This is a genomic window from Polystyrenella longa (assembly GCF_007750395.1).
Lineage (GTDB): Bacteria > Planctomycetota > Planctomycetia > Planctomycetales > Planctomycetaceae > Polystyrenella > Polystyrenella longa.
Genome location: NZ_CP036281.1, coordinates 1,619,033 through 1,644,773, shown reverse-complemented (window position 1 = coordinate 1,644,773; position 25,741 = coordinate 1,619,033). Strand labels below are relative to the sequence as shown.

Genomic DNA, 25,741 nt, shown 5'->3' with positions numbered 1-25,741 from the left:
ACCGGAGCGAGGAATCGGATTATATCAGCCACCTCTTCACTTTTCCTCTCTGCCACATTAACACTGCGTCAGATTAAGACTGTCATCTTATTACTGTCAGATTATCACCTCCTGATCTTCTCTGTCGGACTTTCACTGACCAACTAAGCCGCGACACCCGTTTCCTGAAGTGCTCTTTTAATGATTCAACGTTACCTGCTGATCTGGCTAACCTTGTCGAGCCTGCTCGCGTTTTTCTGGCCGACCCCTTTTGTGCTATCCAGTCCAGGGCTCTCCAGCGTGATAGCCGTGGCCATGTTTGCGATTGGGTCGCTGTTACCGCGGAACGAATTCAGGCTGGTCCTGAAACATTGGCCGACGGTGCTGACGGGGACAATGGTGCAATATCTGGTCATGCCGCTCCTTGCCTGGCTGATAGTTTCCGTATACCCGTTTTCTCCCGGTATTAAGGTGGGTATTCTGATGGCGGGCTGCGTTCCGGGGGCGATGGCTTCGAACATTCTCACTCATAAAGCGGGAGGGAATGTCAGCTTTTCGATCAGTTTAACGACTTCGGCCACCCTGCTCTGTCCGCTAGTGGTTCCCTGGATGTTGTATTTCGTGTTGGGAAAACTGATCGCGTTCGATCCCTGGATGTTATTCAGAGACCTTATTTTGACGGTCGTTGGTCCAGTGCTCCTCGGACATGCGCTGAGCCGCAGTTTTGTTTCCATCCGGGGGGTGATGAATAAACTGGGAGTGCCGCTTGCCAATCTGGCCATCCTGTGGATTGTGGCCACCGTCGTGGCGCTCCAGCGAGATCAACTTCAGGCGATTCCAGGAATCCTGCTCGCATTTCTGATCGCCTTGAATCTCTGCGGTTACCTGGCAGGATATGGCGCAGGGAAAGCATTTCGATTTCCCGAGGACAAACGGCGGGCACTCACTTTGGAAGTCGGTATGCAGAATGCCGGCCTAGGGGCCGTACTGGCAACGAAACATTTTCCGGACCTGTCCGAAGCGGCCATCGCTCCCGCCGCCTACACGTTTGGCTGCATGCTCACGGGAACGGTCCTCGCTCACTTCTGGTCGCAGAATCGGAGCGGCAATTCTACAAGCGAATCTGACTAAATCGCTCTGGTGAAGGAAGTAAGCCACTTCACCGAGCGGACTGTACATCAGGCTTCGTTCAGTTTCTGGATCGCTTCGTCTCGTTCTTTACGAGTCGATTCGAGGTCGAACATCAGGTATTTAATGTCGAGTCGCAGCTGAGAGAGAGCTTCCTGAACCAGGTTCAGAATTCGCCGTCTACGTTTGACGACATCCACCACCTCACAAAAGGAAGCTTCCAGCTCTTGTTGAATTTCTTCCGGCAGGTTGGCAATCACGCGGCCGAGCTTGACCAGCTCCTGAGGAACTTCGTTGTCGGATTGATCGAAAAATCGTTCGTTTTTGTTCATGGTCTCGGTTTTCTCCTCGTTCTATACCGCGAATAAGTACAGATTGTGTACCGAAACCAGACGAATCGCAAGGGATTACCATAACCTCTTTAATTACAGTAGTTTACACTCCGAAAATTATTTCTTTACAAAACGGGCCGTTGTTGCTGTTTGGCAACATAAACTCTTGGCTAAATCGCAGATCTTCTGTATTCTAAGGGTCGAAATCGCGTTCTGCTCCTTGGGGACCCATGTTGTTTCCGGACAACATAAAACGCCCCTCGAACCTGAACCAAAATCGGGCCGTTTGTATAAATTTTTGTAAGTGCCCACCAAGAGGTTCGGAACAGGAGTTCCAGATACAATGCGGTCTCCAGGAAGACTTTGCGGGATTTAGACATTCCGCAAGATGAGACCGACTAAAACCCACGGAAGGGTCGCCCGTCAACTTGTTCCCCCCCCGCACACGATCCCTGTTGTTGCTGATGATGTTAGCAGGACCGGTGTTCTTCATGTTCACCTGTGCTGTTCACGGAGAAGAAGTGCGCGATGGTTTCGACGGGCCAGAGAAACGATGGCAGGCCCGCACGAACAAAAAAACCCAGGTTGATATCCTCGAGCATTCTCATTCGAACTACATTCTGACCAAAGGAAAAGCGTCCGAGCGGTTTGAAGTGATGAACCGCACGCAGTTCCCTGAGCGGGTTGATTTTTATCTCGACCTGCCTCCTGCTCGAGTTATCCCTGATTTAAAAGTCTCCGTCTGGTTTCGCAGTAACCGACAAACGGCGGGCGCCTGGCTAAGAATCACTTTGCCAAATCAGCCAGATCCTCGTGATAAAACCAAGCCTCTCCAGTTCTATCTCGCCGGTGATGCTTACAGAAAGCGGGCTAACGAATGGGAAATGCTGACCTGTCAAACCGACCAAAAGCGGATGAATACCCGCCTGCAACAGCTGCGAAGTGAAATTAACTATCCGCAGATCGACATCCGCGGGATGTACGTCGACCAGCTCACATTAAGCTGCAGCATTCCGAATGGTCCTTCCGAGTTCTTTTTCGACGAATTGCATATGGACCCGGTTGTGACCGCAGCTGTCAGCGGTGAGCCAGGAATGATTCAACAAACAGCGGCCACGACCGTGACTGCGGAACCGGAGACATGGAACCTTCCGTTTGAATTTCGTCTCGACCGCTTAAGCGTTCAGGGACAACCCTTTTTTCCGATTATGATCCCCTCGCACAATGAGTCTGCGGCGTCGATTGGCCTGACGGGGGTAAACACAGTATGGGTGCAGGACTACCGGAATTATCAATACCTTCAGGAATTGCGACGAGAGAATCTGTGGGCGACGGCCACTCCTCCTTATGTCCCTCCGCCAGATTCGACCCAAAGCCAGGGCTTTCAGGCGAGCCCTGCTCCTTTTGATAAGGAAACGATGCGTATTCTGTTTTGGACACTGGGAGCCCGTGTTCCGGCGGCTGAGTACCCGATGTTGATCGATTGGAAACAGCAAATCCACCGCGCCGATCAAAAAGCGTCACGGCCTTTGTTCGTGGATGTCCTTGGTGACGAACGAAAGATTTCTCGCCACTTCGACATGATCAGTAGCAGTCGACACACGCTCCATACATCCATGCCCCTTGACCGATGGCGAGAATTCCTGATTCAAAAACAGAAACTTTCCCGCCCGGGAACTTTCAGTTCAACGTGGATTCAAACAGAGCCTGCATCTCGATTCCTGTATTCCTCTCGCGCGAAAAAATACTCGCTGGTCGTGGAGCCGGAGCAAATTCGGCTGCAGGCCTTTTGTGCTTTGCAGGCAGGTTGTGATGCCCTTGGATACTGGACAACCACTCCGCTTGCCTCGGACTTTCCAGGCGCTTACGAGCGTCGGTTAGCAATTACGGACCTCAACCTGGAACTCTCTCTGATTGAACCCTGGATTGCTCGCGGCGACATACAGCCGCGCGTCATCCCGTTCGAGCTGGAATCAAGTCAGGTAGAATCCTCTCGTTCACGATTCAGTGGCCCTAGCCGTGTAGTGACGGCGGAAGAAATCCGCAAGAATAAACAACCTAACGAGACGATCATCGAAGGCCGGGTGATCAAAAGCGAAGAATACGGTTCGCTGATGCTGGCCGTCTGTTACAACCAGTACAGCCAATATGTCCCCGGATCTCTGACAGCGAAAAATGTCTCAGTCATTATTCCGAGTGTTCCCGAAACTGCTTCAGCCTGGGAAATCACTCCCACCGGGCTTAAGTCCCTCGACCGCCAGTTTGTTGCGGGAGGCGCCCGCGTCACGTTGGACCGGATCGATCAAACTGCCATGATTGTACTGACCAGCAATCGGGCGCAGATCAGTAAACTCGAAGATAAAATTGCGGAGGTTGCTCAGAAATCGGCACAGACATACTACGACTTGGCCAGTGCCAAGTTAGCTCGTGTGCGAGCGACAATCGAAGAGTTGCAACAACAAGGGGTCTCTGATGAACAGCGTGTCCCTTCAATGAGCCGAGCCCCGTCCATGCTTTCCCAAGCCGGCAGTTTATTGGTGCAGTCAGAACAATCTCTGCAGCGGCTGCAGTTTCATGATTCCCGACAGCAAAGCGAGGCTGCTCTCCGAATGATTAGGTCGGTGCAATTCCAGGTTTGGCATGAGACCGTCTTCCCAAGATTGACGACCCCCGTCTCCAGTCCATACACGATTGCCTTCAGTTCTTTGCCTTCCCATTGGGAAATGATTGAACATCTCGGTCGCAGCAATTTCGATACAAACGAAAATCTGCTGCCTCTCGGAAATTTTGAAACAGAACAAACCACCGAGTTAACCCAGGCAGGTTGGGAAAATTTCCAGGAAAATGTACACGGAATTCGTAGCGGTGCCTTACTGACGGATAAGGCGAATGAAGGTAAATACGCTTTGCGTCTCGCCGCGGTTCCCGCCGTCGTCAACAAGGACGATGTACTTCCGGCCTACCTCGACCAGGCACCAATTCGGTTTAACTCGCCACGAATTCCGGTTCAAGAAGGTCAACTGCTCTATATCAGCGGCTATCTGCGAATCGCCCGACCAATTCAACGGTCTGACGACGGTTTTATGATTTACGACAATCTGGGCGGTCAGGTACGAACCCTTCGCTGGTTTGACGAACAGGATTGGACACGATTCTCATTTTTGCGGGTCGCCGACAGCGATACTGATTTCCAGATTTCGATGGAGCTGACTGGCATGGGCGAAGTACATGTCGATGATCTACAAGTGATCCCCATCAACCCTCAGAAACCGACTCTTGGGCTGGAACAGGTGGACGAGAGCACAGAGATTCCCGGTCAAAACCCACTCGCCCGCCCCTTCCGTTACTTGAATGAACTTCCTAAGAAGTTGAATCCCTTCCGAAAACGGGAAGATGAGGTCGAATAACGGTCGTTTTTCACTGGATACTGCATTCCGATAGGCCGACCGTCCAGAGTAGAAAACTGGATAAAGACGTGCTATAGTGTCTGCGCCTGCCCGGGAGACCACCTCCCGCCGTCTGATATCCGGTTGTTTTTCGAGCCACTGTCGATCTACGGACCGCACAGAATTCTCGATTCATGCTGCCGCTTTTCGCACCTGAAATAGGGCCCCTGCCACCGTCTCTTCGGTCGCTTAGAGAGACTATTGAGCACACGTTTGCTGGACTGAAATCAGATTCCGCACAGGAATCCCTGTTCCAGCAAAATGCGGAACGAAAGCAACGAAACGAGATCATCGGAACCGATGCAGACGTGTCGATGGCAGTCCAACGGTTGGGCACTGGTAAATCGACATTGATCGATTGAAACCACGAAATCGATTTAGCAACCTGTAAAAAATCCTGCAAACCGGTTACCGCTGACCGACAGCGAACGGGTTCAGGTCTGTCGTCTAATATTCATTATCTTCCAGTTAACTGTAACTCCATTCGAAAAGAGGCCGATATGCCTATTGCAACTCCGAAACAATACGAAGCGATGCTCGACGCCGCCCAAAAAGGCTCTTACGCCTACCCTGCGATCAACATCACGTCGCTCTCCACCATCAACGGTGCTCTAAAAGCGTTCGCTGATCAGAAGTCGGACGGTATTATTCAGGTTTCCACCGGTGGTGGTCAGTTTGCTTCCGGACTCGCCCAAAACGACATGGTTCTGGGAGCCATCGTCCTGGCCGAAGCCTGCCATCGTCTGGCCGAAAAATATGACGTTCTCATCGCCCTGCACACCGACCACTGCCAACCCGGCAAAGTCGATTCATTCCTGCGTCCCCTGATCGCCGAGACTGCTCGTCGTCGCAAAAACGGACAGGAAAACCTCTTCCAGTCACACATGCTGGATGCTTCCGAGCTGCCACTGGACGAGAACCTGGCACTCTCCAAAGACCTGCTCAAGGAATGTGCCGCTCAGGAAATCATTCTTGAGATCGAAGCGGGTGTCGTCGGTGGCGAAGAAGATGGCGTCGATAACCATGACACTCCCGCCGAAAAACTATATACGACTCCCGAAGACATGGTCACCGTCTGCGAAGAGCTGAAAGGCATCGGTCGTTACATGTTCGCCGCGACCTTCGGCAACGTTCACGGTAGCTACAAACCGGGTCACGTAAAACTGCGACCAGAAATTCTGAAAGAAGGCCAGGAAGCGGTCATGGCGAAATACGGCAAAGAAGCCGAGTTCGACCTCGTCTTCCACGGTGGTTCAGGAACTCCGATGGAACAACTTCGCGAAACGCTCGATTACGGCGTCGTGAAGATGAACATCGACACCGACACCCAGTACGCTTTCACCCGCCCTGTCGTCGATCACATCATGAAAAACTATGATGGTGTTCTGAAAATCGATGGCGAGATCGGCAACAAAAAAGCCTACGACCCTCGCGCCTACATCAAAAAAGGCGAAGCAGGTGTTGCCGCTCGACTGGCCCAGGCCTGTGACGACCTCGAGTCCACCGGCAAAACCATCTGCGGCAAAGTCTAGTGGCATTCGCCACGATGGGGCCGCAACTGGTAGCCTGACAAACGCTCAATACGTGGTTTTGGACCGCCAACGAGCGTGCCTTGATAAATATAAAAAACGCCTCCGTGAGATTTCGCGGAGGCGTTTTTTTGCGTCGGTAAAATTCTTTGTGCTTCAGTTTTGCTTACAGGCATTCCACAGGAGAAGAACGAAAGGGGAAATCATGAGACAAGCCCCCAGCACGGGTGCCAACATTCGGCCGTAATAAAAGACTAATATCCATGGAGAACCCATTCCACATGCAAGAATCATAAACTGTTCCTTTTTCGATTGTTGATCGGAAGACTGATAAACAGGCGAAGCAGGATTCAGCATGTAACTCACGATTCTCCTTTTCGAATGATTATTGACTAAATCTCCGAAGTACAGTGGCCGCAGCGGGACGCTTCAATGGGGACAAGCAGTAAGCACTTAGGGCATTTTTTCTCGGTGGGGGTGGGATCGGGTTCTTTGCTTTTGAGGCGGTTCATCTGCTTAATGAACAGGAAGATCACAAAGGCAATGATGACAAAGTCGAGAACGGTGTTCACGAACTGCCCGTATTTGATTACTACTGGTTCCCCGTCCGCTCCTTCCGCCGCGATTTCGTAACTTAATTCGGAGAAGTCGACATTTCCCATTAACAATCCAATGGGAGGCATAATGATATCATTCACTAACGAAGAGACGATTTTTCCGAAACCGGCACCAATGATGATACCGACGGCCATGTCCATGACATTTCCCTTCATCGCGAACTCTTTGAATTCTTTGATCATGCCCATAGAGGGGGTCCTTTGAGTTAGAATAGATGTGCTTAAGATAGTAAGAAGAGCCACTTTATAACATTAGATATCTGTGACTGCTATTACATCTTTCATCGAATTGATCGCCCAAAGAAATTATCGAAATCCTCAAATCTGCACTTTCTAGCTCCCTTATCATCACGTAACATTGAATAAACATTCAATTTGATGCTAGGAGGAACCATGTTTGATTTAAGTGATGGAATCGATTCGCTGACGAATTTCAAACGTCAGTCATCTCAATACTTGGACAAGCTACTTGAGTCTGGCGAACCGCTTGTTTTGACAGTGAATGGAAAGGCTAAAGTCGTCGTTCAGGATGCCGCTGCCTATCAGAAACTGGTGGAGACCGCAGAAAGGAACGAGAGAAGCGAAACGATCGCTGCAATCAAAGAAGGACTCGCCGATTCCCGTTCCGGTCGCTCGAAGCCAGCCCGACTCGCACTAAACAAGTTAGCTCAGAAATACGGTATGGAACAGGAATAAGTTCGTGGGATATCAAGTCCGCCTATCGGCACGTGCAGAGCATGATGTCGAAGAGGTCTTCGCCTGGTTCAAATCAAACAAAGCGATTCGAGCTGGAAGAGTATGGTATGGCCAATTACTGGCCCAGATCGACACTTTGGAACATCACCCAGATCGATGTCCTGTCTACGAAATCAGCGACCAAAAGGAACCGATCATTCGAGAGCTTCTCGTTGGTGGTAAAGCATACAAATATCGCATCTTTTTCACGATTAAAAAGATGCAAGTCGAAATATTGCACATTCGACATACCGCTCGACAAGAGGTTCAGGGGGATGAGTTGAAACCCTGATAATTTTGCCGTTCAGTCTCCAACCGCTTACTCCACCATATGTGTGGTTTTAAGGATGGCGCCCGATTTATTCATGCTTGCCAGGCGGATCAGGATGATCCGTTGCATGTCGCCCGTTTCCTGCTCGCTACGGAAGTAGTGTTGTCCCAGCGAATGCGGATTGTCGCCATCGCTGGTAATGATGACCATCTCGCCTACGTTCAGTTCGACTTCAAAGCGTTGGCTGAAAATCGGAAGGACCTTCTGGGAGAATTTCTGATCCCACCCCGTGGTACTTCCCGTGGGTCGCATGGCCCGTTCTCCGTGATGAATTTCCGGAAGAACCTGCAACTTGATCCAGCCATCCTGGCTACGTTTCGGAATGACACGTAACTTGCAATGTGAATTCTCGGGAAAATCGCGGACTTCATCGCCATCAAGCATCGGAATACGAATCCCTTCGATTCGTTTCGCCAAACTACAGACGATTTCCGCTTCGCCACCGGAGCGGACAGTTAACGGTCTTTTGCTGAAACCGTATTCCTCTTCCCCGAAGGCTTCTTTTTCGCGCGTGGTCAAACCGAGCATTTCTTCGAGAGCGGCCGGATAAGTGCTACCAATGACGCCAACACGAATTCCGTTTTTCTCGAGGCTCTTTCGCATCTCCACATCCAGGAGTGCGCTCATCTCGTCGACTTCGTTCCATAACTGGTCGCCCAGCAAAGGGTCGCCCACTGGCCGGTGAACCGTGACGACTTCGAGGTCGATGGTGGTGAAATTTGTCTCGGGAATATTGCGGTCATTCTCCGCAGACTTAAAGAAGTCGGCTGCCGTCTTCGATTGATTCATCTGCAACATCGGACACCCTGTGAGCACAGTCAACATGACCATGCACAGTAAGAATGTCAAATTGCAGCGAAATCCGAGAGGCAAAACAGAACTCCTTTTCTGCCGATTGAATCTGTTGACCAAATAATGAGCCCCACTTCCCAATGCAGGAAGCGACGACATTCAAATATTTCGATCAGGAATCAATTTCTACCAGGTCTCTTCAGAAAAGCATTCTCAATTCAACCACGTTATACGGGCTACTTCCTGTAGCCGTAGCGCTGGTTGTTTTCTCTTCTTCGTTGAAAAAAGAGAGGCGTAATTGAGGAGAGAATCTGAGCGAGAGGCGGGAAGTCTATGCAAATTCAAATTTTGTGTCAATCAGGGGTTTTACTAAGACCACTTTGGACAGGAATCTCTCCGTGAAAGGGAAAGCCCCGAGGCCAGATCGACCGCATCACCCCTGCCTTCCTAGTCTCACCAAGATGCTTTACAGACTCTGATTGCCTGATTTGGTTTCGATAGCTATGATTCTGCCTGACAAATCAGGGAGCTCGTCCATTGGGAGTGACGCTGTAACCCCCTGTTTTAGAATCACTTACAACGGATTTGGAGCATGCTGTGTCTTTTCGGGTCGGTTTAGGAACCGATGTGCATCGGCTGGATACGGGATTACCCCTGATTCTGGGAGGCATTCCGATTGAGCACACCCACGGTCTCGTTGGTCACAGCGACGCCGATATCGTATTGCACGCGATCACCGATGCCCTGCTGGGCGCTGTCGGTTTGGGTGATATTGGAGAATGGTTTCCCGATACCGATCCCGAATGGAAAGGGGCGGATTCCTCAAAATTTGTCGAGGCCGCCGTCAGTGAGCTAGCGAATCAAGGTTGGCAAGTCGTCAATCTGGATTGCATCATCCACGCACAGGCTCCCAAACTTCTTCCTTATAAAGCGGAAATCCGGGCGAACCTGGCCCGGTTACTACGTGTGGAAGAGTCACAGATTAATGTGAAAGCCAAAACGGGTGAGAAAGTCGGCCCCGTAGGCGAGCGACAGGCAATGGAGGCGACCGTCGTCGTGCTGGTGCAGCAAGCCGATTCCTGAATAGGAGTGCCGGCCGCGGTTACACCACGGGTTGACCTTGCATTTTTTTTGGAGAGTGAAGAAAACACTCGAAACCAAGAAGACAGATCATAATAGAGAGAAAGCAGAAACGAAGATGGCCGTACGGGTTTACAACACGCTGACGCGGGACAAGGAAAATTTCGAGCCGGTTGAGCCGGGTAAAGTAAACATGTACCTCTGCGGTCCAACCGTTTACAAACCGGCGCACATTGGCCATATGGTCGGCCCGGTCATTTTTGATACGATCAAAAGGTTTCTCGTTTACAGCGGGTACGATGTCAAATTCGTGATTAACATCACCGACATCGACGACAAGCTGATTAATAAAGCGAACGAGTTGGGAACGACGGTCGAAAAACTGGCGAAAGAGATGACTCAGGATTACTTCGACAACCTGGAAACAATGGGTGTCGATTCGGTCGATCTCTTCCCCTATGCGACGGAACATATTCAGGAAATGCTGGATATGATTTCCGATCTTGTGGACAAAGGGCACGCTTACCCGTTGGACGGAGATGTTTACTTCGCCGTTGAACAGGACGATGACTACGGTAAACTGAGCCGACGGAACATCGATGAAATGCTCGCGGGAACCCGCGTCGAATCGGCGGATCAGAAACGAAACCCGGCTGACTTCGCTCTCTGGAAAAAATCAAAACCGAATGAACCCGCCTGGGAGAGTCCCTGGGGCGCTGGTCGTCCCGGCTGGCACATTGAATGCTCCGCGATGAGCAAAAAACACCTGGGAGAAACGCTCGACATCCACGGCGGCGGACTCGACCTGATGTTCCCACATCACGAAAACGAACTTGCTCAATCCGAATGCTGCACCGGCAAACCCTTCACCAAATACTGGTTGCATAACGGTTTGATGCAGGCCGGATCCCAGGCAGGTAAGTTGGGTGGCGGACATGACCGTCACGGCGATCTATCGGAACAGAAAGAAGCGCAAGAAGCGAATAAATTGGCCGGCTCCAAAGGGGCTGCTTCTGTTAAAGAGCTGTTTGAGAAACATCACCCCGAAACTGTAAGGTTCTTCCTGCTGGCGACGCATTATCGTAGCCCGATTGATTTCAGCGACGAGCGTATTCTGGAAACAGGCAAAGGGCTGGATCGGTTTTATCGTCTGCTCGAAACCTATGAGCGTGTGTCTGGAAACAGTTTCTACGACCTGAAAGCGTCGACGACCAAAGCAAACACCGTTGATCTCTCGGGCGAACCTGCCGAATTTTTCGCTGAGCTTACCAAACTTCGGGATCGCTTCTGGGAAGCGATGGAAGACGACTTCAACACGGGGGGAGCGATTGGTTTCCTCCACGATATGATTCGTCTGTTAAATGGATTCATAGCCGAGCAAAAACTGGAGACGGAAAAAACAGCGGCCTCTCTCGATGCCCTCACTACGGGAATGACTCTGTTTAAAGAGTTGTCCAACCTGTTGGGGGTCTTCATCAAACCCATCGCGAAGGAAGGTGCCGACGATGGTTTGGCGAATGATCTGATGGAACTGATTATCTCGTTGCGAGCCAGTGCCCGTGCGGAGAAACAGTGGGCGATAGCCGATCAGATTCGCGATGGGTTGAATAATCTCCAGATCGTGCTGGAAGACCGCCCTGAAAAAACCAGTTGGAAGCGCGGATAGAATTACGAGAAATGGCCATACGGAGGAAGAACTGATTGTGAATCAGCCTGTACAGCCAAAACCGATCCGTTACCTGGGTATTGACCCCGGGTTGAACAGGACGGGCTACTCGCTACTGCAGGTTCCTCCGGGAGGCCGCCAGCCGATTCTGCTCGAAGGGGGCATCATTAGGTCGACGGCTTCTCTAACCTTGGCCGAACGGGTCGTCGAAATCGGTACGGGCCTGGAAGAAATCCTGGAAGAATTCGAACCCGACATGATGGGGATCGAGCAGGTTTTCACTGCCTTTAAGAATCCGAAAAGCGCCCTCATGCTGGCTCACGCGCGGGGAGCGATTCTTTACGTGGCTGCTTCGCGCCAAATGACGATTGTGCATTATACGCCGACGCAGATTAAGAAGATGCTGACCGGTAGCGGTAAAGCTTCCAAAGAGCAGATTCAACACGCAGTGACGTTTGAACTCAAGCTCGAGCAAATTCCGGAACCGAATGACGTCGCTGACGCGACGGCCGTCGCGCTTTGTTTGTTCCATTCGCTTAAATTTGCGGCCTGATCCCTGAAAAAGCAGGATTGGCCAGTTAAAATGAACACTCGCTTGCAGTCACAATCCGTACATTAAAAGCGATCGTATCACTCTCTGAAAGTAACGGGATTGATTGAATCACAAAGTCTCTAAAGGACTTTTAGATTCAAATCGAACTGGCTGGCTACCAGCACAAGTTTCTGATCCCCCCTCTCCCTCTGAATCTCATCCTCTGGAAGCTGTTTCGTTTATGAATGTCGATAAATCAGGATCGCGGGTTCGCCAGATGTTTGGCGAAATCTCAGAGCGATATGACTTCATGAATCACCTGCTTTCAGGTGGTACCGATTATTACTGGCGCTGGCGAGCTGTGCGTACCATTCGACCGCACGGGGACGCCCCCATTCTGGATGTCTGTACGGGAACGGGTGACCTGGCGTTTGCTTTCTCGAAAAAAGCAACCTCCGAGACGCCCATCGTCGGCAGTGACTTTACCCATCAGATGCTGACGATCGCTTTAGAAAAGCAGATCGACAAACCGAGTCGAACCAACGGACAGACGGTGCAATTTCTCGAAGCAGATACCCAGCAATTACCTTTTGAGCAGAACCTGTTTCAAATCGTCTCGGTTGCGTTCGGGCTGCGTAATGTGGCCGACACGATGAGCGGTCTGCGTGAGATGACGCGGGTCTGCCTTCCGGGTGGAAAAGTGGTCATCCTGGAGTTCGCCATGCCCTCCAACGGTTTGCTGCGGGGAATGTATGGTTGGTATTTTCGAAATATCCTGCCACGCATCGGGCAATTATTGGCCCGTAATCAACAGTCGGCCTACAATTACTTACCCGAATCCGTTTCCGAGTTTCCTTATGGAGAAGACTTGATGAAACTGATGCGGGAAGCAGGCTTGACCGAGGTCGAGTGGCGTCCACTTACCTTCGGGGTCGCCGGACTTTACTGGGGCACTAAACCGAAACCTGATAGCGAATGACTTCTGAAACGATTCCGAACAAGCTTCCCTATGTGCTGGCGATGACCGGGGCAAGTGGCTCCCGATACGGGCTTCGGTTAATGGAAGTGATGCTCCAGAGTGGATGTGAAGTTCATCTGACGATCAGCCCCTCGGCCGGTATCGTTTTCCAAACAGAAGTGAACCGAACACTCGACTTGAAACAGGTCACGCTCGACGATCTTTACCCTGATGCGGAGTGGACTAAAGCAGCAGAAGACCGCTTCTCATATTACACGCATCTCGATTTCGGTGCGGGGATGGCCAGTGGCTCGTTCCGCACTGCGGGTATGGCGATAGTCCCCTGCTCGATGGGAACGCTCTCCAGTATTGCTCATGGGCTCTCAGGAAACCTGATCCAGCGAGCGGCTGATGTTCACCTCAAAGAACGACGTAAGTTAATTGTCGTACCTCGTGAGACACCTCTGGGTACAATTCAACTTCGCAACATGACGACACTTAGCGAAGCAGGCGCCATTATCTTGCCCGCCATGCCGGGATTTTATCGACAGCCCGAGACGGTGGATGACCTCGTCGATTTCGTCGTTGCTCGAATTCTGGATCAACTCGAATTGCCAAACACGCTGATGCAACGCTGGGGCGACGGCAAGTAGAGCTGACGGAACGGGAACTGATGGCCGCAAATAATGCTGATCTGGAACTGCTGTTTGTGTACGGTCTGCTCCAACCCGGACACCGATTTCCCGCTGGTGCTGAACCAATTCAACCGGATCGCGTACGGGGTCTGCTGTACGATTTGGGCGATTACCCAGCCGCTATCGATATCGATATCGATTTAACAGAATCGTGGTTTGAGGGTTACCTCATTGCGATTCCCCCTGAGATGTTCTTCGATCTCGACCAGTATGAATGCGTTGATGAAGGATTATATCGACGCATTCAAACCGAGACGGAATCGGGGAAATGTGCCTGGGTTTATGAGTACCTGAAAGCTCTGCCGTACAACGCCACGGGACCGATAACCAAGTGGCCGATGGCATTGTAAATGTTGAACGTTCCCTGCCTCACTTAATCATCCACTCCGGGGTCGGCAGCAGTATTGGCGAATGCTTCCTGAGGTTCGGTGGGAGGCTTCGGATTGTGACCGTTGCCATTTCCTTCGTGGGACTTGCTGTTATCAGAAGCCTGTTGCCCAAACCCGGGTGGCATAGAACGAATATGCAAATCTCGTTGTGGGAAGGCGATCTCGATACCCGCGGCGTTGAACTCCGAGTTGATTTGCATGTGCAATTGATGAATTGTCATCAACCTGTTTTCCAGGCTGGGCAAGTAGGCACGCATAATCAAATTCAGTGTGCTGTCACCGAAGCGATCGAATGTGACCACGGGTGGAGGATCTTCCAGAATTTCCGGGTGATCTACCGCCAGACGTTTCAGAATGCCGGTCGCTTTTTCGAGATCCGAACCATAAGCAACACCGACTTCGATAACAATCCTGTTCACGGGATCGCTTAGTGTCCAGTTGAGAAGTCTTCCCGTAATGAATTCTTTGTTGGGAACGACATATTCCTTGCGGTCCCAGTCCGTAATGGTAGTTGCCCTCATACGAATTCGAGAAACGATCCCGGAGACAGAATCAATAGTGACGATGTCTCCAACCCGGATCGGGCGTTCGAACAACAGGATGATGCCCGAGATAAAGTTCGCGAAGATCTCCTGCAAACCAAACGCGAGACCGAAGGTCAATGCGGTTGCCATCCATTGCACTTGGGACCACGCGACGCCGACGACTTGGAAGCCGACGATCCCCCCTAACAGGATACAGACATACCGGGCGATGGTCGTGACGGCGTAACGAACGGACGCATCAATCGGAAGCTGTTCCAGAATAGTCATCTCCAGCAAACCGGGAATGTTCCGGGTTGCCGCTACGGTCAAGAGGGCAACCGCCAGCCCGAGCGCCAAATCAAAGATCGTCACCGGTTCAATGACATCAATGGTGTTGTTGGTCTCGGGGTCGGTCACCTGATTAGTTGTATGCCAGACTGCAAACCGCTCAGAGCTATCCAGTGCAGAAAGTGCGGGCATCATATCGTGCCAGATCAACCAGACGCCCAGGAAGGCGACAGTCCACAAAGTAGCGTTCAATAAGCGACGAATCTGATGCGAACTGAAACGAAGGTCGATTGGGCGTTCTTCTTCAAGTTTGATAGGCGCCTCGGCCATTGCGCCGGGTTCCGTATTTTCCTGTGCTTGCTTTTCCGCTTCTTTTTGCTGTTCCCGTTTCTGCTGTGACCGCAGGATGCTCAACCGGCGATAACCAAGCATAATCCAACGGTGTGCCAGTGCGCGAACGACGAACAGGGCGATTAAAAACCAGGCCGTCGTACCGAGAACACTATTGAGTTGGAAAGCGGTATAGTGAAAGCCCAGGAAGCTGAACGCGATAAGCGTCACTGGAATTGAAACCAACAACAGACAAGTCAGTCCACGAAGCCGATCCATCCAGGCATTCTGCTTGTAATCGACAATCGTCTGAAACAGACCAGAGGAAGGCCGGAAGATGTTGAATAAGAAGATCGTAAGACAGCATTGAAACAAGATATAAGCAACACGCTCCCAGGCATCATGGGCCTCATCAATTTCGTTTCCCTGCAGCAAACCACCCAGGAATACCAAAGGAACAGAAAGCATCATTAGCCAGCGAATGTTTCGCCGGACTGTGAGCATAGATGAAAAGTTCCATTGAAAATGGGAATCTGCGAGCCCTTTGGAGCGGAACAACAGACGAATAAATTCAATCGCGAAGAACCAGTTTCCAACTAGGTTCAACGCGGGAATCAACGTCTGTGGAAAAGACTCCTGGTAAGACTGCTGGTCCAATTGCCAAGCCCACCCCCAGAAAAAGAGGGGCCAGACGATCGCAATCAGCAAAGAAAGAATCGTCGCTTTAACGGTGGGATAAAACTTATAAAAGGCATTCGGCGTGACTTGTTTACTGATTTCCGCCAGTTGTCGTCGCCAGCGGGCCCCAAGAATCAGGAGGAGCGACCATAGCAGAATAATACTGACCGACTGCAAGGGGGCCTGTCGTACACGATTAAGAGATTGCGTCCAAACCTGTTGCCAACCGTCCAGACTGAACAACCAGTGAAAGGATTTGTCGTCGGCCTTCAATTCCTGTAACGAGAGAATTGGCGAACTGCGAATCCACAGAACTCTTTCGTTAATATAGGAAGTGAACTCCTGCTGTTTTGCGATCAATTTCTTATCGATCACATTCAACTTGTACAGCGTATCGTAAAATTGATTGTAGTTGTGCGAGAGCGTTTTTAAGGTTTCTCGCTGTTTACGAATCGCGTCGATCGCGATTTGTTGTTTTTCGGCATCTTCATTAGGGAGATAGTTCTGCACAAAGAGATCGGGCTGCACTATCGTCGATTTCTGTTCTTCCAATTGGAAGATTTTGAGCTGAACGTCCGCCAGGGTTTCATTTCGTTTCGGAATGCCCGCAGCATAATCTTCGTCACCTTTCATTTCTGATTTCAGGTTACGCAGCATAATTCCAATCGGCCCCGTATGTCCGACTTGCTCTACCAATCGTGAAACCCGTTGATACTGAAGATCAAGCTCGGTCAGGTTTGCATTGTTTGCAGTCAGACTATTTTCAGCCTTCGTCAGACTTCCTATGAGCTCTTGGTTTTTTATCGCCCACTCCTGATTCTGAGTGACGATTGACTGCAGTTCAGGATAAGCCTTAACAAATTCCTGGTTTTGTTGTTCGGCTTCTTTTACGGCTCGGGCCGCTTCGCGTTTACGGGCTTTTTGATACTCATCAGTAAGCAGACGAACGTTTTCCTGAACTTTGCTTAGCTGCAATTCAGTCAGTTCTGTTTTCAAGCGAGTCCAGTCAACCGACTGTTGAACTTCGAGCTGTTGTAGTTCTGTTTCGAGAGCCTTTCGCTGCTGTCCAATCCTCACGCGCATGGTTTGGTTATTGAGCTGTTGCAACTTTTCCAGGGGTGGCGAGCTTTCGTTGACCTGACTGGCCTGCAATGTGGTTGTCACCGTGGCTTCTTCAGCGGTGAGTTTATCCAGTTGCTCCTGGATCTCCTGACGACGGGTATTTCTTTTCTCTGCCTGCGTCGCCAGTTTGGTCGATTCTTCCTGCAAGGCCTGGAGCTTCGTCTTCAGCGCTTCCAGTTCCTGTTCCAGTTCCGTAGCGGGCGTGCTCGGGTTCCATTGTTTGGGTGGCTCATTGCGGAGTTGCTCCGTCTCCGCCTTCATTTTCTGCGCTTCGGTAGGAGTCGTTTTGATATCCTGCTGCGTTATACCGGTCAACTCCCATTTCTGTCGCCAGACATCCAGCGATCGCTGAATTTCTTTCTTCAGTTCTTCCGCTTTGGTTTTGGTGGCGTCATCCGCGTCCGGATTGGCAGTGACTTGGGAGACAAGCTCATCGACCTCGGCGAGAACATCGGAGGGAGTCTGCTTTGTAGCGGTCTCGGCTTTCTCACCTACACTTTCCGGCGCAGGTTGCGCGTGAAGAATCGTCGGTTGTACTAAACCGAGGGTGAGACCCAGCACCAGAAAAGAGAAGGAGCGCCAGGTTATCAAACGAGAAAAATGAATATCAGAAGTCATTGAAATATGGACAGTCCGTTGAAGCACCCTAACGAATGAATACCGGTGTTCAGCCACTTCCTGTGCGATGCCGGTCGTATGATCTTCAGTTTCGTGAGTTCGCAACCATCCGGCAAGAGCAGGTTTTCAATTGTGAACGAGATCCCTTAGAAAACAGGCTTGTTATTGAAAGAATGATCAATGAAAACAGGCCTATCTCAGGCTTCCCACCTGAACCTCGGAATTATCCTGAAGCGGTCTGTCGCCATAATTCTGTGGTGCCACCAGAAAGAACCGAAGAGTGGTTGACGGAGTCTTTATTTGAAGTGAATCAAACGCTCGTTTTTGTCGATTTGTTAGCCGGGTTTTTGAAGTACTGCAGTAGAGCGACTCCGAAGAAAGCGCCCGAGGTGGAACCAACCGCCATAATGAGCGAATAAGTGAGCCGGAACCATGGATCGTCCAGGCCTTGCCACAGCGCAAGACCAACCGTCACCCCGCCCATGAGGACGAATAAGAGCAGACAGTACAGCGGAATCATTAAACGAGGATAAAGAGAGGATCGCAACGCAGTTACGAAAAAACCGGTCGTTGCTCCCGCCAGAAACGCCACCATAAAAGTGAAGAAGACCCCTTCAAACGGCGTAAATTCCATCAAAACGACCGAGAGCAGGACGAAAATAAACCCGAACGTCAGTACCGTGACCAGGAACGTCACCAGCGGACGAAAAAGTTGTTGGGTGGTGCTCATTCAGGAATCCTGATGGAAGGCAGAAGTGGGTAGTCTCGCAACAATTCGGAGATAGTGCTCTCCCCCCTGATTTCGGGAGTTATCGATATTAAAAGGTACCACATCGATCTCAGGGAAAGCGCATAAAAAGACCCCAGAACTGCATTTTACAGCTGGGGGTTTCTCTGTTTTATTGTTTTCGACTTTAATGATGACGAGATCAGGCAGCCGGTTCAACTATTCGGATTCAGAATCCATTTTTTGCATTTCATCCAGAACGACAGGATGCAAATTGTTCCCTCTGTCTCCGGGAGATTGGTAATTCTGTCGGGCCCAGGTGCGGAGTCGAATCTCTTTAATAAAATCGACTTCTTCTGCCTCTGCCGTTTCCATGAAATCGGCAACGAGTCCTAACATGGTCCTGTCCTTTCTTTCTGCTCCTGATCGTCATGTTTTTAAAGATCGACGTCCTGCGAACGAACGTAGAGCATCATTGCTCTGGCTCAATTATAGGCAATTTTCGCAACTGCCTTCCACGCTAATCCGCTTTGACTTTTTGAAAAAATAGAATCCTCGCACAACGCATCACGACTGGTTGATGCGATTTCGCATCGTCAAACGACCAAATTACCCAGTGCAGAAGACGGTAACCTTTTTCCTGACGGTAAGTTACCGAGTGATTTCAATCTGACTTCCAATCGGGGCTGCTGGCCACAGGGCATCCGCCGGTTCCAACCAGAGCCGCACCAAAGTCTGTCGCGAAGGTGTCGCATCCTGATGTTCGGGCGAGGTGACATGGGGAGCGATTTTAACAATACGACCCCGTGAATGGGTTCCATCAGGGAAGCTCAGTTTCAGTTTTTCTTCGCGTTGGTATCGATGCACATCGTGTGAAGGAATGTCGACAGTCACATACAGTTGTTCCTGATCGTACAACGAGACAATCAGATCACCTTCTTCAACCGTCTCTCCAAGCTGTGCTTCAAACAGGCCGATCAGTCCGTAACCAGGAGAGCGAACTTCCTGCTCTTGAAGCTGATTAAGCAATTCCCGGTACTCGCGTTCTTCTTCATTTAATTTCGATTGCAGTGATTCCACACCCACGGAGACTTCGACCACTTTAGGCAGGTTCTGTTTCTGGTCTTCCAGTTCCCGCATTCGTCGCTGGCATAACTCTACCTGGGAAGTGATGACTTCGTTTGCATTTTGCATGGCGGCACGACGGAGAAGGATTTCGATTTTCCGTTCGTTGTCGTTTGCCGGTGTGATTGGATAGTCGGTTCCGGGAGAACGCTGTAGGCTGGCGACCTCGATCGAACTGTCCGAGTATTCCGACCAGGCGATGTCTTCCATTTCGTAAGCAAACTGTTCTTTCAACAGGTTGGCCGACTTCAATTTCGTTTCGAGCAGTTCATTCTCGATTTTATTCATGCGGTCTGCAATTTCGATTTTCGCTTCCGCCTGAGCACGTTCCAGTTCCGAGCGAAGGACAGCAATTTGCCGCTGTTTGGAATCCTTACGGCGTTCCAATTTGTCATCCATCAATGAGAAGAGCGGTACTTCCGGAACAACAGCCTCTCCTTCCTCGACAAGCAAGCGTTCCATGCGGGCCGTGAACGGAGCTTTAATTGCCACCGCGTTCGCCTGCAGGTAACCCGTGTAGGCGACGGCGTCGCGATTCTTCAAATAGATCACGCCACTGAGTACGACGCCAAAAACAAGGGAGGCCAGCAGCACAGTCCGCCCGAGCGGGGCTGGTCGAGATGGCAAGGTCGACTCTATCTGGTTTTCAGGACGGGGAGTTTTATCTGTCATAAGGCTTATTCTCGATAGGTGGAGCACGTTCCTGGAAACAGAATCAAACAGGGCGAGTCATTTCTCGCTCACTGAAACAATCCAGTTTGCCTCGATCTCGAGTGTTGGCAACATTTCGAGGGTACGTACATCATTGTTGCTCGCATTCCCGCCTTGGGAGAGCAGCATGTGTGGAGGTTTACTGGAGAATTCCATTGAATCGGTTTTCCGGCATCTGTTTTTTCGTTTACCGGAAGACCCTTCTGTTTCCTTATTAAGAATCGGAAGTCTGACAAGGGGAAATTGACCGCAACCACCCGGCAACTGGCGGGCTGGTCGTTTCGGGTTTCAGTAAAAGTTATGACAGCTACGATTCCTCTAACAGGCATTTCGAGCAAGGGAAACAAAGTCTCCACAGCTCTCCCATTTTCACAGAACCAAATCGACAAGGTTGGAGTCGCTTCAGTTGCGATGAAATCAAATTTCGACACCGTTTTATCTGGTATCCTGAACACATAACTATTATTATGTACACTATTTTTTCTTCTCCGATTTTCAGTTCTTGCCAGGATTCGCCCGCTGCCGATGATGACTTCTCTGAATGAAATCCACCTATCTCTCGACATAGTTGTTAACGAATTGCTCTCCTTGGCGGGAATCGATGAACCGCCAGTAAATGCGTTCCATCTTGCTCAGCACCTGGGGTGGGAAATTGTGCTGAACGCCCGTCAGGAGGAGCGAGGTCGGCTCAAACGTATTCATGATAAGCCAACGATTTTTCTGAAACCGGATGATCGTCCCGAACGGGTCCAGTGGGCTCTCGCACACGAGCTCGGCGAGTCACTATCCGATCGCTGGTCTGACTGGATCGAGGAAGAAGAACTCACCGCCGGCCCAGCCTCTCGCGAAGCACTGGCGAACCTTTTTGCGACCCGGTTGCTGCTTCCGGAGTGCTGGTTTGGGAATACCGTTTCTCAAACGGGATGCGATCTCTTCGAATTAAAACAGAGCTTTTCTACCGCCAGCCATCATTTGATTGCGCAAAGGCTGTTGGATCTGGCTGATCCGTTGATCGTCACGATTTTCGACCACGGTCAACGAACAAGCCGTCGCAGCAATTGGCTGCCGTCGCCTCCTCCCGTGCAATCAGCAGAACTTCGCTGCTGGCAGGAATGTCATTGCCACAACAAACGTCATCAGGATCAGGCGGACAACCTGAGCCTCCATGGCTGGCCAATTCACGAACCGGATTGGAAAAGGGAGATCCTGTTGACCCGCCCGCTGGAAATGGATGACTGCTGAATGTCCTGGTGCCCTCTAAAATGCCTGCGAGATCCGGAAGCTCAACTCTTGTTCCCCCCTTCCCGTCCGTTTATGCTGAATTAAGATCGAATCAGGCGAGCCCGAGAATTTCCACTCTCCTGACGGTGTCATCTCCGTACCCGATTCATGCATCTCTCCTGAGAAAGTCCTTCTGCCATGCGCGCTCGTCCTGACCACCAAGAGACTTCCCCCACGAATTCCGCAGCCAGTTTCAGCCGCCGCCAATTCCTGCAGTCTTCCGCCGCCACATTGGGAGCAATGGCAGTCCTCTCTCCTTTTTCAACTACGGAAGGTTCTTCGCTTGTGAACTCCGCTATTCCCGTGATCGACACGCATCAACATTTGTGGGACCTCAATCGATTCACTCTTCCCTGGATGCAGGGTCCTGCGAAGGAGATTCTGGGAAAAGATTTTCTGCTCCCCGAATATCGAGAAGCGACTTCCCAGGTTCCCATTGCTCAAACCGTCTACATGGAAGTCAACGTGGCTGCTGATCAGCAAACGGCCGAAGCGGAATACGTATTTGATCTCTGCGAGCGAGACGACAACCAGATGACCGGTGCCGTCATCGGTGGATCTCCACAGTCAGGCGAGTTCAAATCTTATGTGGAACAGTTCATGGGAAATGAGTTTTTCAAAGGAGTTCGAACCGTCCTGCACGACGCCGATCGCAAGCCGGGAACATGTTTGAAACCGCAGTTCATCGAAAACATGAAACTACTCGGTGAACACGACAAAAGTTACGATCTCTGCATGCGACCTGCCGAAGTGGGCGACGCCGCCGAGTTGGTGGGCAAATGCCCCGATACCCGGTTTATCCTCGATCACTGCGGTAACATGCCGGTCACCAAGCTGAACACCCAACTGCACGACGATTGGAAAGCGGGCCTCAAGGCGATGGCTGCGCATCCGAATTCCGTCTGCAAGATTTCAGGGATCGTTGCAACGGCTGAAGAATCGGGCTGGAAGCCGGCCGACCTCGCTCCCGTGGTCAATGAATGTATGGATACCTTCGGCGAAGACCGTATCTTCTTCGGCGGCGACTGGCCCGTCTGCACCCTCCGAGCAAGCTATCAGGAGTGGTACTCTGCCCTCGTCGAAATCACCCAAGACCGCAGCGAGTCCTTCAAACGAAAACTGTTCTGCGAAAACGCCCAGAAGTTCTACCGCTTACCGAAGGTAAATGCCTGAGTACGAAGTTCATGATCGACAATGTAGCTCGTAAAATCTTAATGGAGCGAATCGAGGATGTCCTTGCAGATAAAGTGTTTGGCATCAAAAAGTTCTCAGACACGTTACGGGAAATTAAATCAGATGACGAAGGAGTCCAAGGGATTAAAAAGTATTACATGACTTTGGAGCTGGGAAAAACACCAATTGCGCCACCATCATGGTCATGTCCCAAAGAATTCCTTGATGAGCTCTCTCGCGTCCATCTGTTTCTTCAAACTGAGCAGGAATATGGAAAATGGGGAAAGCGTGTGGACAAGTTTGATTGGATAATGGCTTGGAGTTTCTCCACGATTTCAGGAATATTGATTTGGATTGCATCCGCTCTCAATAAGCCCACATTACAGTTATTATGCTTGGCGGTCGCGTTTTACTTCATGATATTCTCAATCCCGATATTCTCATTTTGGGTCAGGAATTCTCGAAATGAACGCGAACATCTCCGTGAAGCCTATCAGCTTTTCTGGCCGTTTCGAAACCAACAGGTTCTTGATACAGCAAGAGCAAAGTTTGGTACTGAGTTCGACGAGTCTTCATCATAAAGGAAACTGCAATTAAGCCATCTCTCAATCAAGCTGGCTCCCTGCTCTCGATTTGCCTAAAATACGCCGCCCTTGAATAATGAGGGTGTGCGGAGCCTGCGGTGTGCGGGCCGCTCTCGTTGGATCGCGTTCACGCTGAATTGAGCCCCTCATGCGTCAGGTACTGTTTCGTATAACTCTGGATGGTTCCGTCAATCTTGGACCGTTGGGAGAAATTCCTCTCTTTGGATTTGGGCTGGTTCTGTTGATCTGGACCCTGTTTAACGGAGGGTTGCTCTGGTTCAGCCGGCAGAATAAATCGGACGAAGAGAAAAGCTCGATCCTGCGTTCCACGTTGGTGACCTGGGCGATTGGGTCCGTCGTAATCTTTCTGCTCCCGAATTTCGCTTCACGAATCCCTCAGGGGATCCCGGTGTTTGGTTATGGGTTCATGGTGATGCTCGGAATCCTTGCCGGTGGCTGGACAGCCGGACGGAGGGCCGAGTCAGTCGGAATTCCCAAACAAGTGATGTGGGATACCGCTTTTGCCGTCGTATTTATGGGCATTGTCGGGGCTCGACTCTTCTTCGTCGTTCAATATTCAGAATCTGTTTTTCAGGGAGTTAATTCCCTGCCCGGTTATTTCTTTGCTCTGGTCAATCTGCCCGATGGCGGACTGGTACTCTATGGCGGCTTAATCGCGGGTACACTCACGTTCTTTGCTCGCTGTTATCTGAAGGGGTACTCCCCCAGACTGATTGCGGACATCGCGGCTCCCTCTATGCTGCTGGGGATGGCGTTTGGACGAATCGGTTGCCTGTTCAATGGTTGCTGCTGGGGCGACCGCTGTACGCTTCCCTGGGCAATCACCTTCCCACAAAACAGCGTCCCTTATATGTCTCTCGTGAAACGTGGTTTTCTCTCCCCCGAAGCACTTCAAACGATTCCGCTCCACCCCAGCCAGATTTACAGCTCCGTCAACGCGCTGATTCTGTCCGTGTTGGCAGCTGCGTATTTTCATCGACGGGCGAAAGATGGCCAGGTGACGTTGCTCGTCCTGATCATTTATCCGATCACGAGGTTCCTCATCGAATTCATTCGCGGGGATGAAATGGGCCAGTTTGATACTTCGATGACGATCTCGCAGTGGGTGAGCCTGCTGATCGTGGCGATTGGCATCGTTTACGGCATCTGGTTATCGAAACAACCTCCGCAATTAACACGGCATGTCAATCAACCGACGCCTCCCGGAACAGGTTCAGCCAAAGCGGCCAAGACTTAAAAACGGGACAGCCAGATAACGAGATAGCCAAGACAGAGAGAGCAAAAGAGCCGACCTCAAGCGACTTGCTCGTCTGAGGAGTCGTCTTCCAGGTAGTCCTCATCTTCCAGATCCTCGTCGTCCTCGTCTTCTTCCTCGTCCAGTTCGTCGTCTTCGTCATCATCTTCGGAATCATCTTCGGAATCATCTTCGGAATCATCTTCGGAATCATCTTCGGAATCATCTTCGATTTCGAGTTCCTCTGCATCGACGATTACATCTTTGACGGTGTCTTCAGCTGATTCATCTGACTGGGTGTCGATGGATTCATCGCTGACGATTTCATTCGTCGCGACTTCTTCAAATGTCTCCTCGTCTTCGGCTTCAGGTTCTTCCTCTTCGACGGGTTCCTCTTTAACTTCGAACTCTTCCCGCATGGGAAGATCTTTGAGACTGCTCAGGCCAAAGGATTCCAGGAAGAGATTGGTCGTTCCGTAGAGGTACGGACGCCCGAGCGAATCGTCTTCGCCCGTAATGCGAACCAGTCCCTTTTCCATGAGCAGTTTCAGGATTTCGGTCGACTGAACTCCGCGAACAGCTTCGATATCGGCGCGCGTCACAGGCTGCCTGTAGGCGACGATGGTGAGTGTTTCCATCGCGGGAGAGGAAAGTTGGACTTCGGCTTTGCGATCGTGAAGCTTGTCGAGCCAGGAAGCGAATTCAGGCCGGGTCAGCATGCGAAACCCACCCGCGACACACTCGATACGAAAACTGCACTGGGACCGTTGGTAGGCCTCATTCAATGTTTCGACTAAGACACGGGCTTCTTTGTGATCGGATAACGTCGCAAATTGAGCCAGTTTTCGGGCGGACAATGATCCCTCTGCAACGAACAAGACAGCTTCGAGGCGGGCTTCCTTACGAGAGCGGCCCTGCAAGCTCTCGACCAGCGGTGCCTGTTGGACTTCGGTAGCAGCGCCACGGCGAAGACGGGCCTGCTTCCATTCATCTATCGAATGGGATGTCGCTCTCCTGCTCCAGTCATCAGCTGCAGTATTTCTCAGACTGATGGGGGAAGAGTACACGTCCTGAATCCTCGATCTCGTTGGATGCTATCTGGCTTGGACTGTGCCA

Annotated in this window: 24 protein-coding genes; 16 read left to right on the top strand and 8 right to left on the bottom strand. The window is 51.0% G+C overall.

Features of this window, described 5'->3' with window-relative positions:
* Positions 1-180: 180 nt before the first annotated feature.
* Positions 181-1,110: a bile acid:sodium symporter family protein gene (locus Pla110_RS06160; protein WP_144994272.1), complete on the top strand. Its 930-nt coding sequence runs from the start codon at positions 181-183 to the stop codon at positions 1,108-1,110.
* Between the two features lie 47 nt (positions 1,111-1,157).
* Here Pla110_RS06160 and Pla110_RS06155 read toward each other — a convergent pair whose 3' ends face one another.
* Complete coding sequence (locus tag Pla110_RS06155) at positions 1,158-1,439, bottom strand: transcriptional regulator (protein WP_144994270.1); 282 nt, start codon at positions 1,437-1,439, stop codon at positions 1,158-1,160.
* 491 nt (positions 1,440-1,930) lie between these two features.
* Between Pla110_RS06155 and Pla110_RS06150 the strand changes: the two genes are divergently transcribed.
* From Pla110_RS06150 to fbaA, 3 genes are all read left to right on the top strand, one after another.
* Positions 1,931-4,846 carry a hypothetical protein gene (locus tag Pla110_RS06150; RefSeq protein WP_144994268.1) on the top strand — a complete coding sequence of 972 codons (2,916 nt, stop codon included), beginning with the start codon at positions 1,931-1,933 and terminating at the stop codon, positions 4,844-4,846.
* A gap of 173 nt (positions 4,847-5,019) precedes the next feature.
* The gene (locus Pla110_RS06145; protein ID WP_144994266.1) at positions 5,020-5,247 is read left to right on the top strand and encodes a hypothetical protein; all 228 of its coding nucleotides are present in this window, start codon (positions 5,020-5,022) and stop codon (positions 5,245-5,247) included.
* Between the two features lie 120 nt (positions 5,248-5,367).
* Positions 5,368-6,417: a class II fructose-bisphosphate aldolase gene (gene fbaA, locus Pla110_RS06140; RefSeq protein ID WP_261342445.1), complete on the top strand. Its 1,050-nt coding sequence runs from the start codon at positions 5,368-5,370 to the stop codon at positions 6,415-6,417.
* A 389-nt stretch (positions 6,418-6,806) separates the two neighbouring features.
* Here the strand turns inward: fbaA and mscL are convergent, their stop codons facing one another.
* Positions 6,807-7,214, bottom strand: a complete 408-nt coding sequence (gene mscL / locus Pla110_RS06135; protein WP_390620492.1) for a large-conductance mechanosensitive channel protein MscL — start codon at positions 7,212-7,214, stop codon at positions 6,807-6,809.
* A gap of 210 nt (positions 7,215-7,424) precedes the next feature.
* Here mscL and Pla110_RS06130 point away from each other — a divergent pair, with 210 nt between their 5' ends.
* Positions 7,425-7,727, top strand: a complete 303-nt coding sequence (locus Pla110_RS06130; protein ID WP_144994261.1) for a type II toxin-antitoxin system Phd/YefM family antitoxin — start codon at positions 7,425-7,427, stop codon at positions 7,725-7,727.
* A gap of 4 nt (positions 7,728-7,731) precedes the next feature.
* Positions 7,732-8,058 (top strand): type II toxin-antitoxin system RelE/ParE family toxin, encoded by a 327-nt coding sequence (locus Pla110_RS06125; protein WP_144994259.1) that lies wholly within the window; start codon positions 7,732-7,734, stop codon positions 8,056-8,058.
* Positions 8,059-8,085: 27 nt separating this feature from the next.
* Here Pla110_RS06125 and Pla110_RS06120 read toward each other — a convergent pair whose 3' ends face one another.
* Complete coding sequence (locus Pla110_RS06120) at positions 8,086-8,886, bottom strand: hypothetical protein (protein WP_144994257.1); 801 nt, start codon at positions 8,884-8,886, stop codon at positions 8,086-8,088.
* Positions 8,887-9,486: 600 nt separating this feature from the next.
* On the opposite strand from Pla110_RS06120, the gene ispF reads away from it, so the two are divergent.
* The 6 genes from ispF (at position 9,487) to Pla110_RS06090 (ending at position 14,170) form a co-directional block, all read left to right on the top strand.
* On the top strand, positions 9,487-9,972 hold the full coding sequence (ispF, locus tag Pla110_RS06115; RefSeq protein WP_144994255.1) for a 2-C-methyl-D-erythritol 2,4-cyclodiphosphate synthase: 486 nt from the start codon (positions 9,487-9,489) through the stop codon (positions 9,970-9,972).
* Between the two features lie 115 nt (positions 9,973-10,087).
* Positions 10,088-11,635: a cysteine--tRNA ligase gene (cysS, locus tag Pla110_RS06110; RefSeq protein ID WP_144994253.1), complete on the top strand. Its 1,548-nt coding sequence runs from the start codon at positions 10,088-10,090 to the stop codon at positions 11,633-11,635.
* A 37-nt stretch (positions 11,636-11,672) separates the two neighbouring features.
* Complete coding sequence (gene ruvC, locus Pla110_RS06105; RefSeq protein WP_231742932.1) at positions 11,673-12,188, top strand: crossover junction endodeoxyribonuclease RuvC; 516 nt, start codon at positions 11,673-11,675, stop codon at positions 12,186-12,188.
* Between the two features lie 220 nt (positions 12,189-12,408).
* Positions 12,409-13,146 carry a bifunctional demethylmenaquinone methyltransferase/2-methoxy-6-polyprenyl-1,4-benzoquinol methylase UbiE gene (gene ubiE / locus Pla110_RS06100; RefSeq protein WP_144994251.1) on the top strand — a complete coding sequence of 246 codons (738 nt, stop codon included), beginning with the start codon at positions 12,409-12,411 and terminating at the stop codon, positions 13,144-13,146.
* Entirely contained in the window at positions 13,143-13,778 is a 636-nt protein-coding gene (locus Pla110_RS06095; protein WP_144994249.1) for a UbiX family flavin prenyltransferase, read from the top strand. Before ubiE ends, Pla110_RS06095 begins: the two co-directional genes overlap by 4 nt.
* Positions 13,779-13,798: 20 nt before the next feature.
* A complete protein-coding gene (locus Pla110_RS06090; protein ID WP_144994247.1) occupies positions 13,799-14,170 on the top strand; it encodes a gamma-glutamylcyclotransferase family protein in 372 nt (123 codons plus the stop codon).
* Between the two features lie 23 nt (positions 14,171-14,193).
* Here the strand turns inward: Pla110_RS06090 and Pla110_RS06085 are convergent, their stop codons facing one another.
* From Pla110_RS06085 to Pla110_RS06070, 4 genes are all read right to left on the bottom strand, one after another.
* Entirely contained in the window at positions 14,194-17,769 is a 3,576-nt protein-coding gene (locus Pla110_RS06085) for a mechanosensitive ion channel domain-containing protein (protein WP_144994245.1), read from the bottom strand.
* 310 nt (positions 17,770-18,079) lie between these two features.
* Entirely contained in the window at positions 18,080-18,499 is a 420-nt protein-coding gene (locus Pla110_RS06080; RefSeq protein ID WP_144994242.1) for a hypothetical protein, read from the bottom strand.
* Between the two features lie 216 nt (positions 18,500-18,715).
* A complete protein-coding gene (locus Pla110_RS06075; RefSeq protein ID WP_144994240.1) occupies positions 18,716-18,895 on the bottom strand; it encodes a hypothetical protein in 180 nt (59 codons plus the stop codon).
* Positions 18,896-19,147: 252 nt separating this feature from the next.
* A complete protein-coding gene (locus Pla110_RS06070) occupies positions 19,148-20,293 on the bottom strand; it encodes an HlyD family efflux transporter periplasmic adaptor subunit (protein ID WP_144994238.1) in 1,146 nt (381 codons plus the stop codon).
* Positions 20,294-20,857: 564 nt separating this feature from the next.
* Between Pla110_RS06070 and Pla110_RS06065 the strand changes: the two genes are divergently transcribed.
* The 4 genes from Pla110_RS06065 (at position 20,858) to Pla110_RS06050 (ending at position 24,628) form a co-directional block, all read left to right on the top strand.
* A complete protein-coding gene (locus tag Pla110_RS06065; protein WP_144994236.1) occupies positions 20,858-21,574 on the top strand; it encodes an ImmA/IrrE family metallo-endopeptidase in 717 nt (238 codons plus the stop codon).
* 177 nt (positions 21,575-21,751) lie between these two features.
* Positions 21,752-22,786 carry an amidohydrolase family protein gene (locus Pla110_RS06060; protein ID WP_231742931.1) on the top strand — a complete coding sequence of 345 codons (1,035 nt, stop codon included), beginning with the start codon at positions 21,752-21,754 and terminating at the stop codon, positions 22,784-22,786.
* Between the two features lie 11 nt (positions 22,787-22,797).
* Positions 22,798-23,367: a hypothetical protein gene (locus tag Pla110_RS06055; RefSeq protein ID WP_144994234.1), complete on the top strand. Its 570-nt coding sequence runs from the start codon at positions 22,798-22,800 to the stop codon at positions 23,365-23,367.
* A 151-nt stretch (positions 23,368-23,518) separates the two neighbouring features.
* Positions 23,519-24,628 carry a prolipoprotein diacylglyceryl transferase gene (locus Pla110_RS06050; protein ID WP_144994232.1) on the top strand — a complete coding sequence of 370 codons (1,110 nt, stop codon included), beginning with the start codon at positions 23,519-23,521 and terminating at the stop codon, positions 24,626-24,628.
* A gap of 56 nt (positions 24,629-24,684) precedes the next feature.
* On the opposite strand, the gene scpB is transcribed toward Pla110_RS06050, so the two are convergent.
* Positions 24,685-25,692 (bottom strand): SMC-Scp complex subunit ScpB, encoded by a 1,008-nt coding sequence (gene scpB, locus Pla110_RS06045; protein WP_144994230.1) that lies wholly within the window; start codon positions 25,690-25,692, stop codon positions 24,685-24,687.
* Positions 25,693-25,741: the final 49 nt, after the last annotated feature.

Excerpts from the sequence above, each read along its gene's own strand:
- Pla110_RS06130 (WP_144994261.1), top strand. The coding sequence starts at position 7,425 with ATGTTTGATTTAAGTGATGGAATCGATTCGCTGACGAATTTCAAACGT.
- Pla110_RS06155 (WP_144994270.1), bottom strand. The coding sequence starts at position 1,439 with ATGAACAAAAACGAACGATTTTTCGATCAATCCGACAACGAAGTTCCT.
- Pla110_RS06095 (WP_144994249.1), top strand. The coding sequence starts at position 13,143 with ATGACTTCTGAAACGATTCCGAACAAGCTTCCCTATGTGCTGGCGATG.
- Pla110_RS06065 (WP_144994236.1), top strand. The coding sequence starts at position 20,858 with ATGATGACTTCTCTGAATGAAATCCACCTATCTCTCGACATAGTTGTT.
- Pla110_RS06070 (WP_144994238.1), bottom strand. The coding sequence starts at position 20,293 with ATGACAGATAAAACTCCCCGTCCTGAAAACCAGATAGAGTCGACCTTG.
- Pla110_RS06055 (WP_144994234.1), top strand. The coding sequence starts at position 22,798 with ATGATCGACAATGTAGCTCGTAAAATCTTAATGGAGCGAATCGAGGAT.
- Pla110_RS06080 (WP_144994242.1), bottom strand. The coding sequence starts at position 18,499 with ATGAGCACCACCCAACAACTTTTTCGTCCGCTGGTGACGTTCCTGGTC.
- Pla110_RS06060 (WP_231742931.1), top strand. The coding sequence starts at position 21,752 with ATGCGCGCTCGTCCTGACCACCAAGAGACTTCCCCCACGAATTCCGCA.
- Pla110_RS06145 (WP_144994266.1), top strand. The coding sequence starts at position 5,020 with ATGCTGCCGCTTTTCGCACCTGAAATAGGGCCCCTGCCACCGTCTCTT.
- Pla110_RS06050 (WP_144994232.1), top strand. The coding sequence starts at position 23,519 with ATGCGTCAGGTACTGTTTCGTATAACTCTGGATGGTTCCGTCAATCTT.
- Pla110_RS06150 (WP_144994268.1), top strand. The coding sequence starts at position 1,931 with ATGTTCACCTGTGCTGTTCACGGAGAAGAAGTGCGCGATGGTTTCGAC.
- mscL (WP_390620492.1), bottom strand. The coding sequence starts at position 7,214 with ATGATCAAAGAATTCAAAGAGTTCGCGATGAAGGGAAATGTCATGGAC.
- Pla110_RS06160 (WP_144994272.1), top strand. The coding sequence starts at position 181 with ATGATTCAACGTTACCTGCTGATCTGGCTAACCTTGTCGAGCCTGCTC.
- Pla110_RS06075 (WP_144994240.1), bottom strand. The coding sequence starts at position 18,895 with ATGTTAGGACTCGTTGCCGATTTCATGGAAACGGCAGAGGCAGAAGAA.
- cysS (WP_144994253.1), top strand. The coding sequence starts at position 10,088 with ATGGCCGTACGGGTTTACAACACGCTGACGCGGGACAAGGAAAATTTC.
- Pla110_RS06090 (WP_144994247.1), top strand. The coding sequence starts at position 13,799 with ATGGCCGCAAATAATGCTGATCTGGAACTGCTGTTTGTGTACGGTCTG.
- ubiE (WP_144994251.1), top strand. The coding sequence starts at position 12,409 with ATGAATGTCGATAAATCAGGATCGCGGGTTCGCCAGATGTTTGGCGAA.
- Pla110_RS06085 (WP_144994245.1), bottom strand. The coding sequence starts at position 17,769 with ATGACTTCTGATATTCATTTTTCTCGTTTGATAACCTGGCGCTCCTTC.
- Pla110_RS06120 (WP_144994257.1), bottom strand. The coding sequence starts at position 8,886 with ATGAATCAATCGAAGACGGCAGCCGACTTCTTTAAGTCTGCGGAGAAT.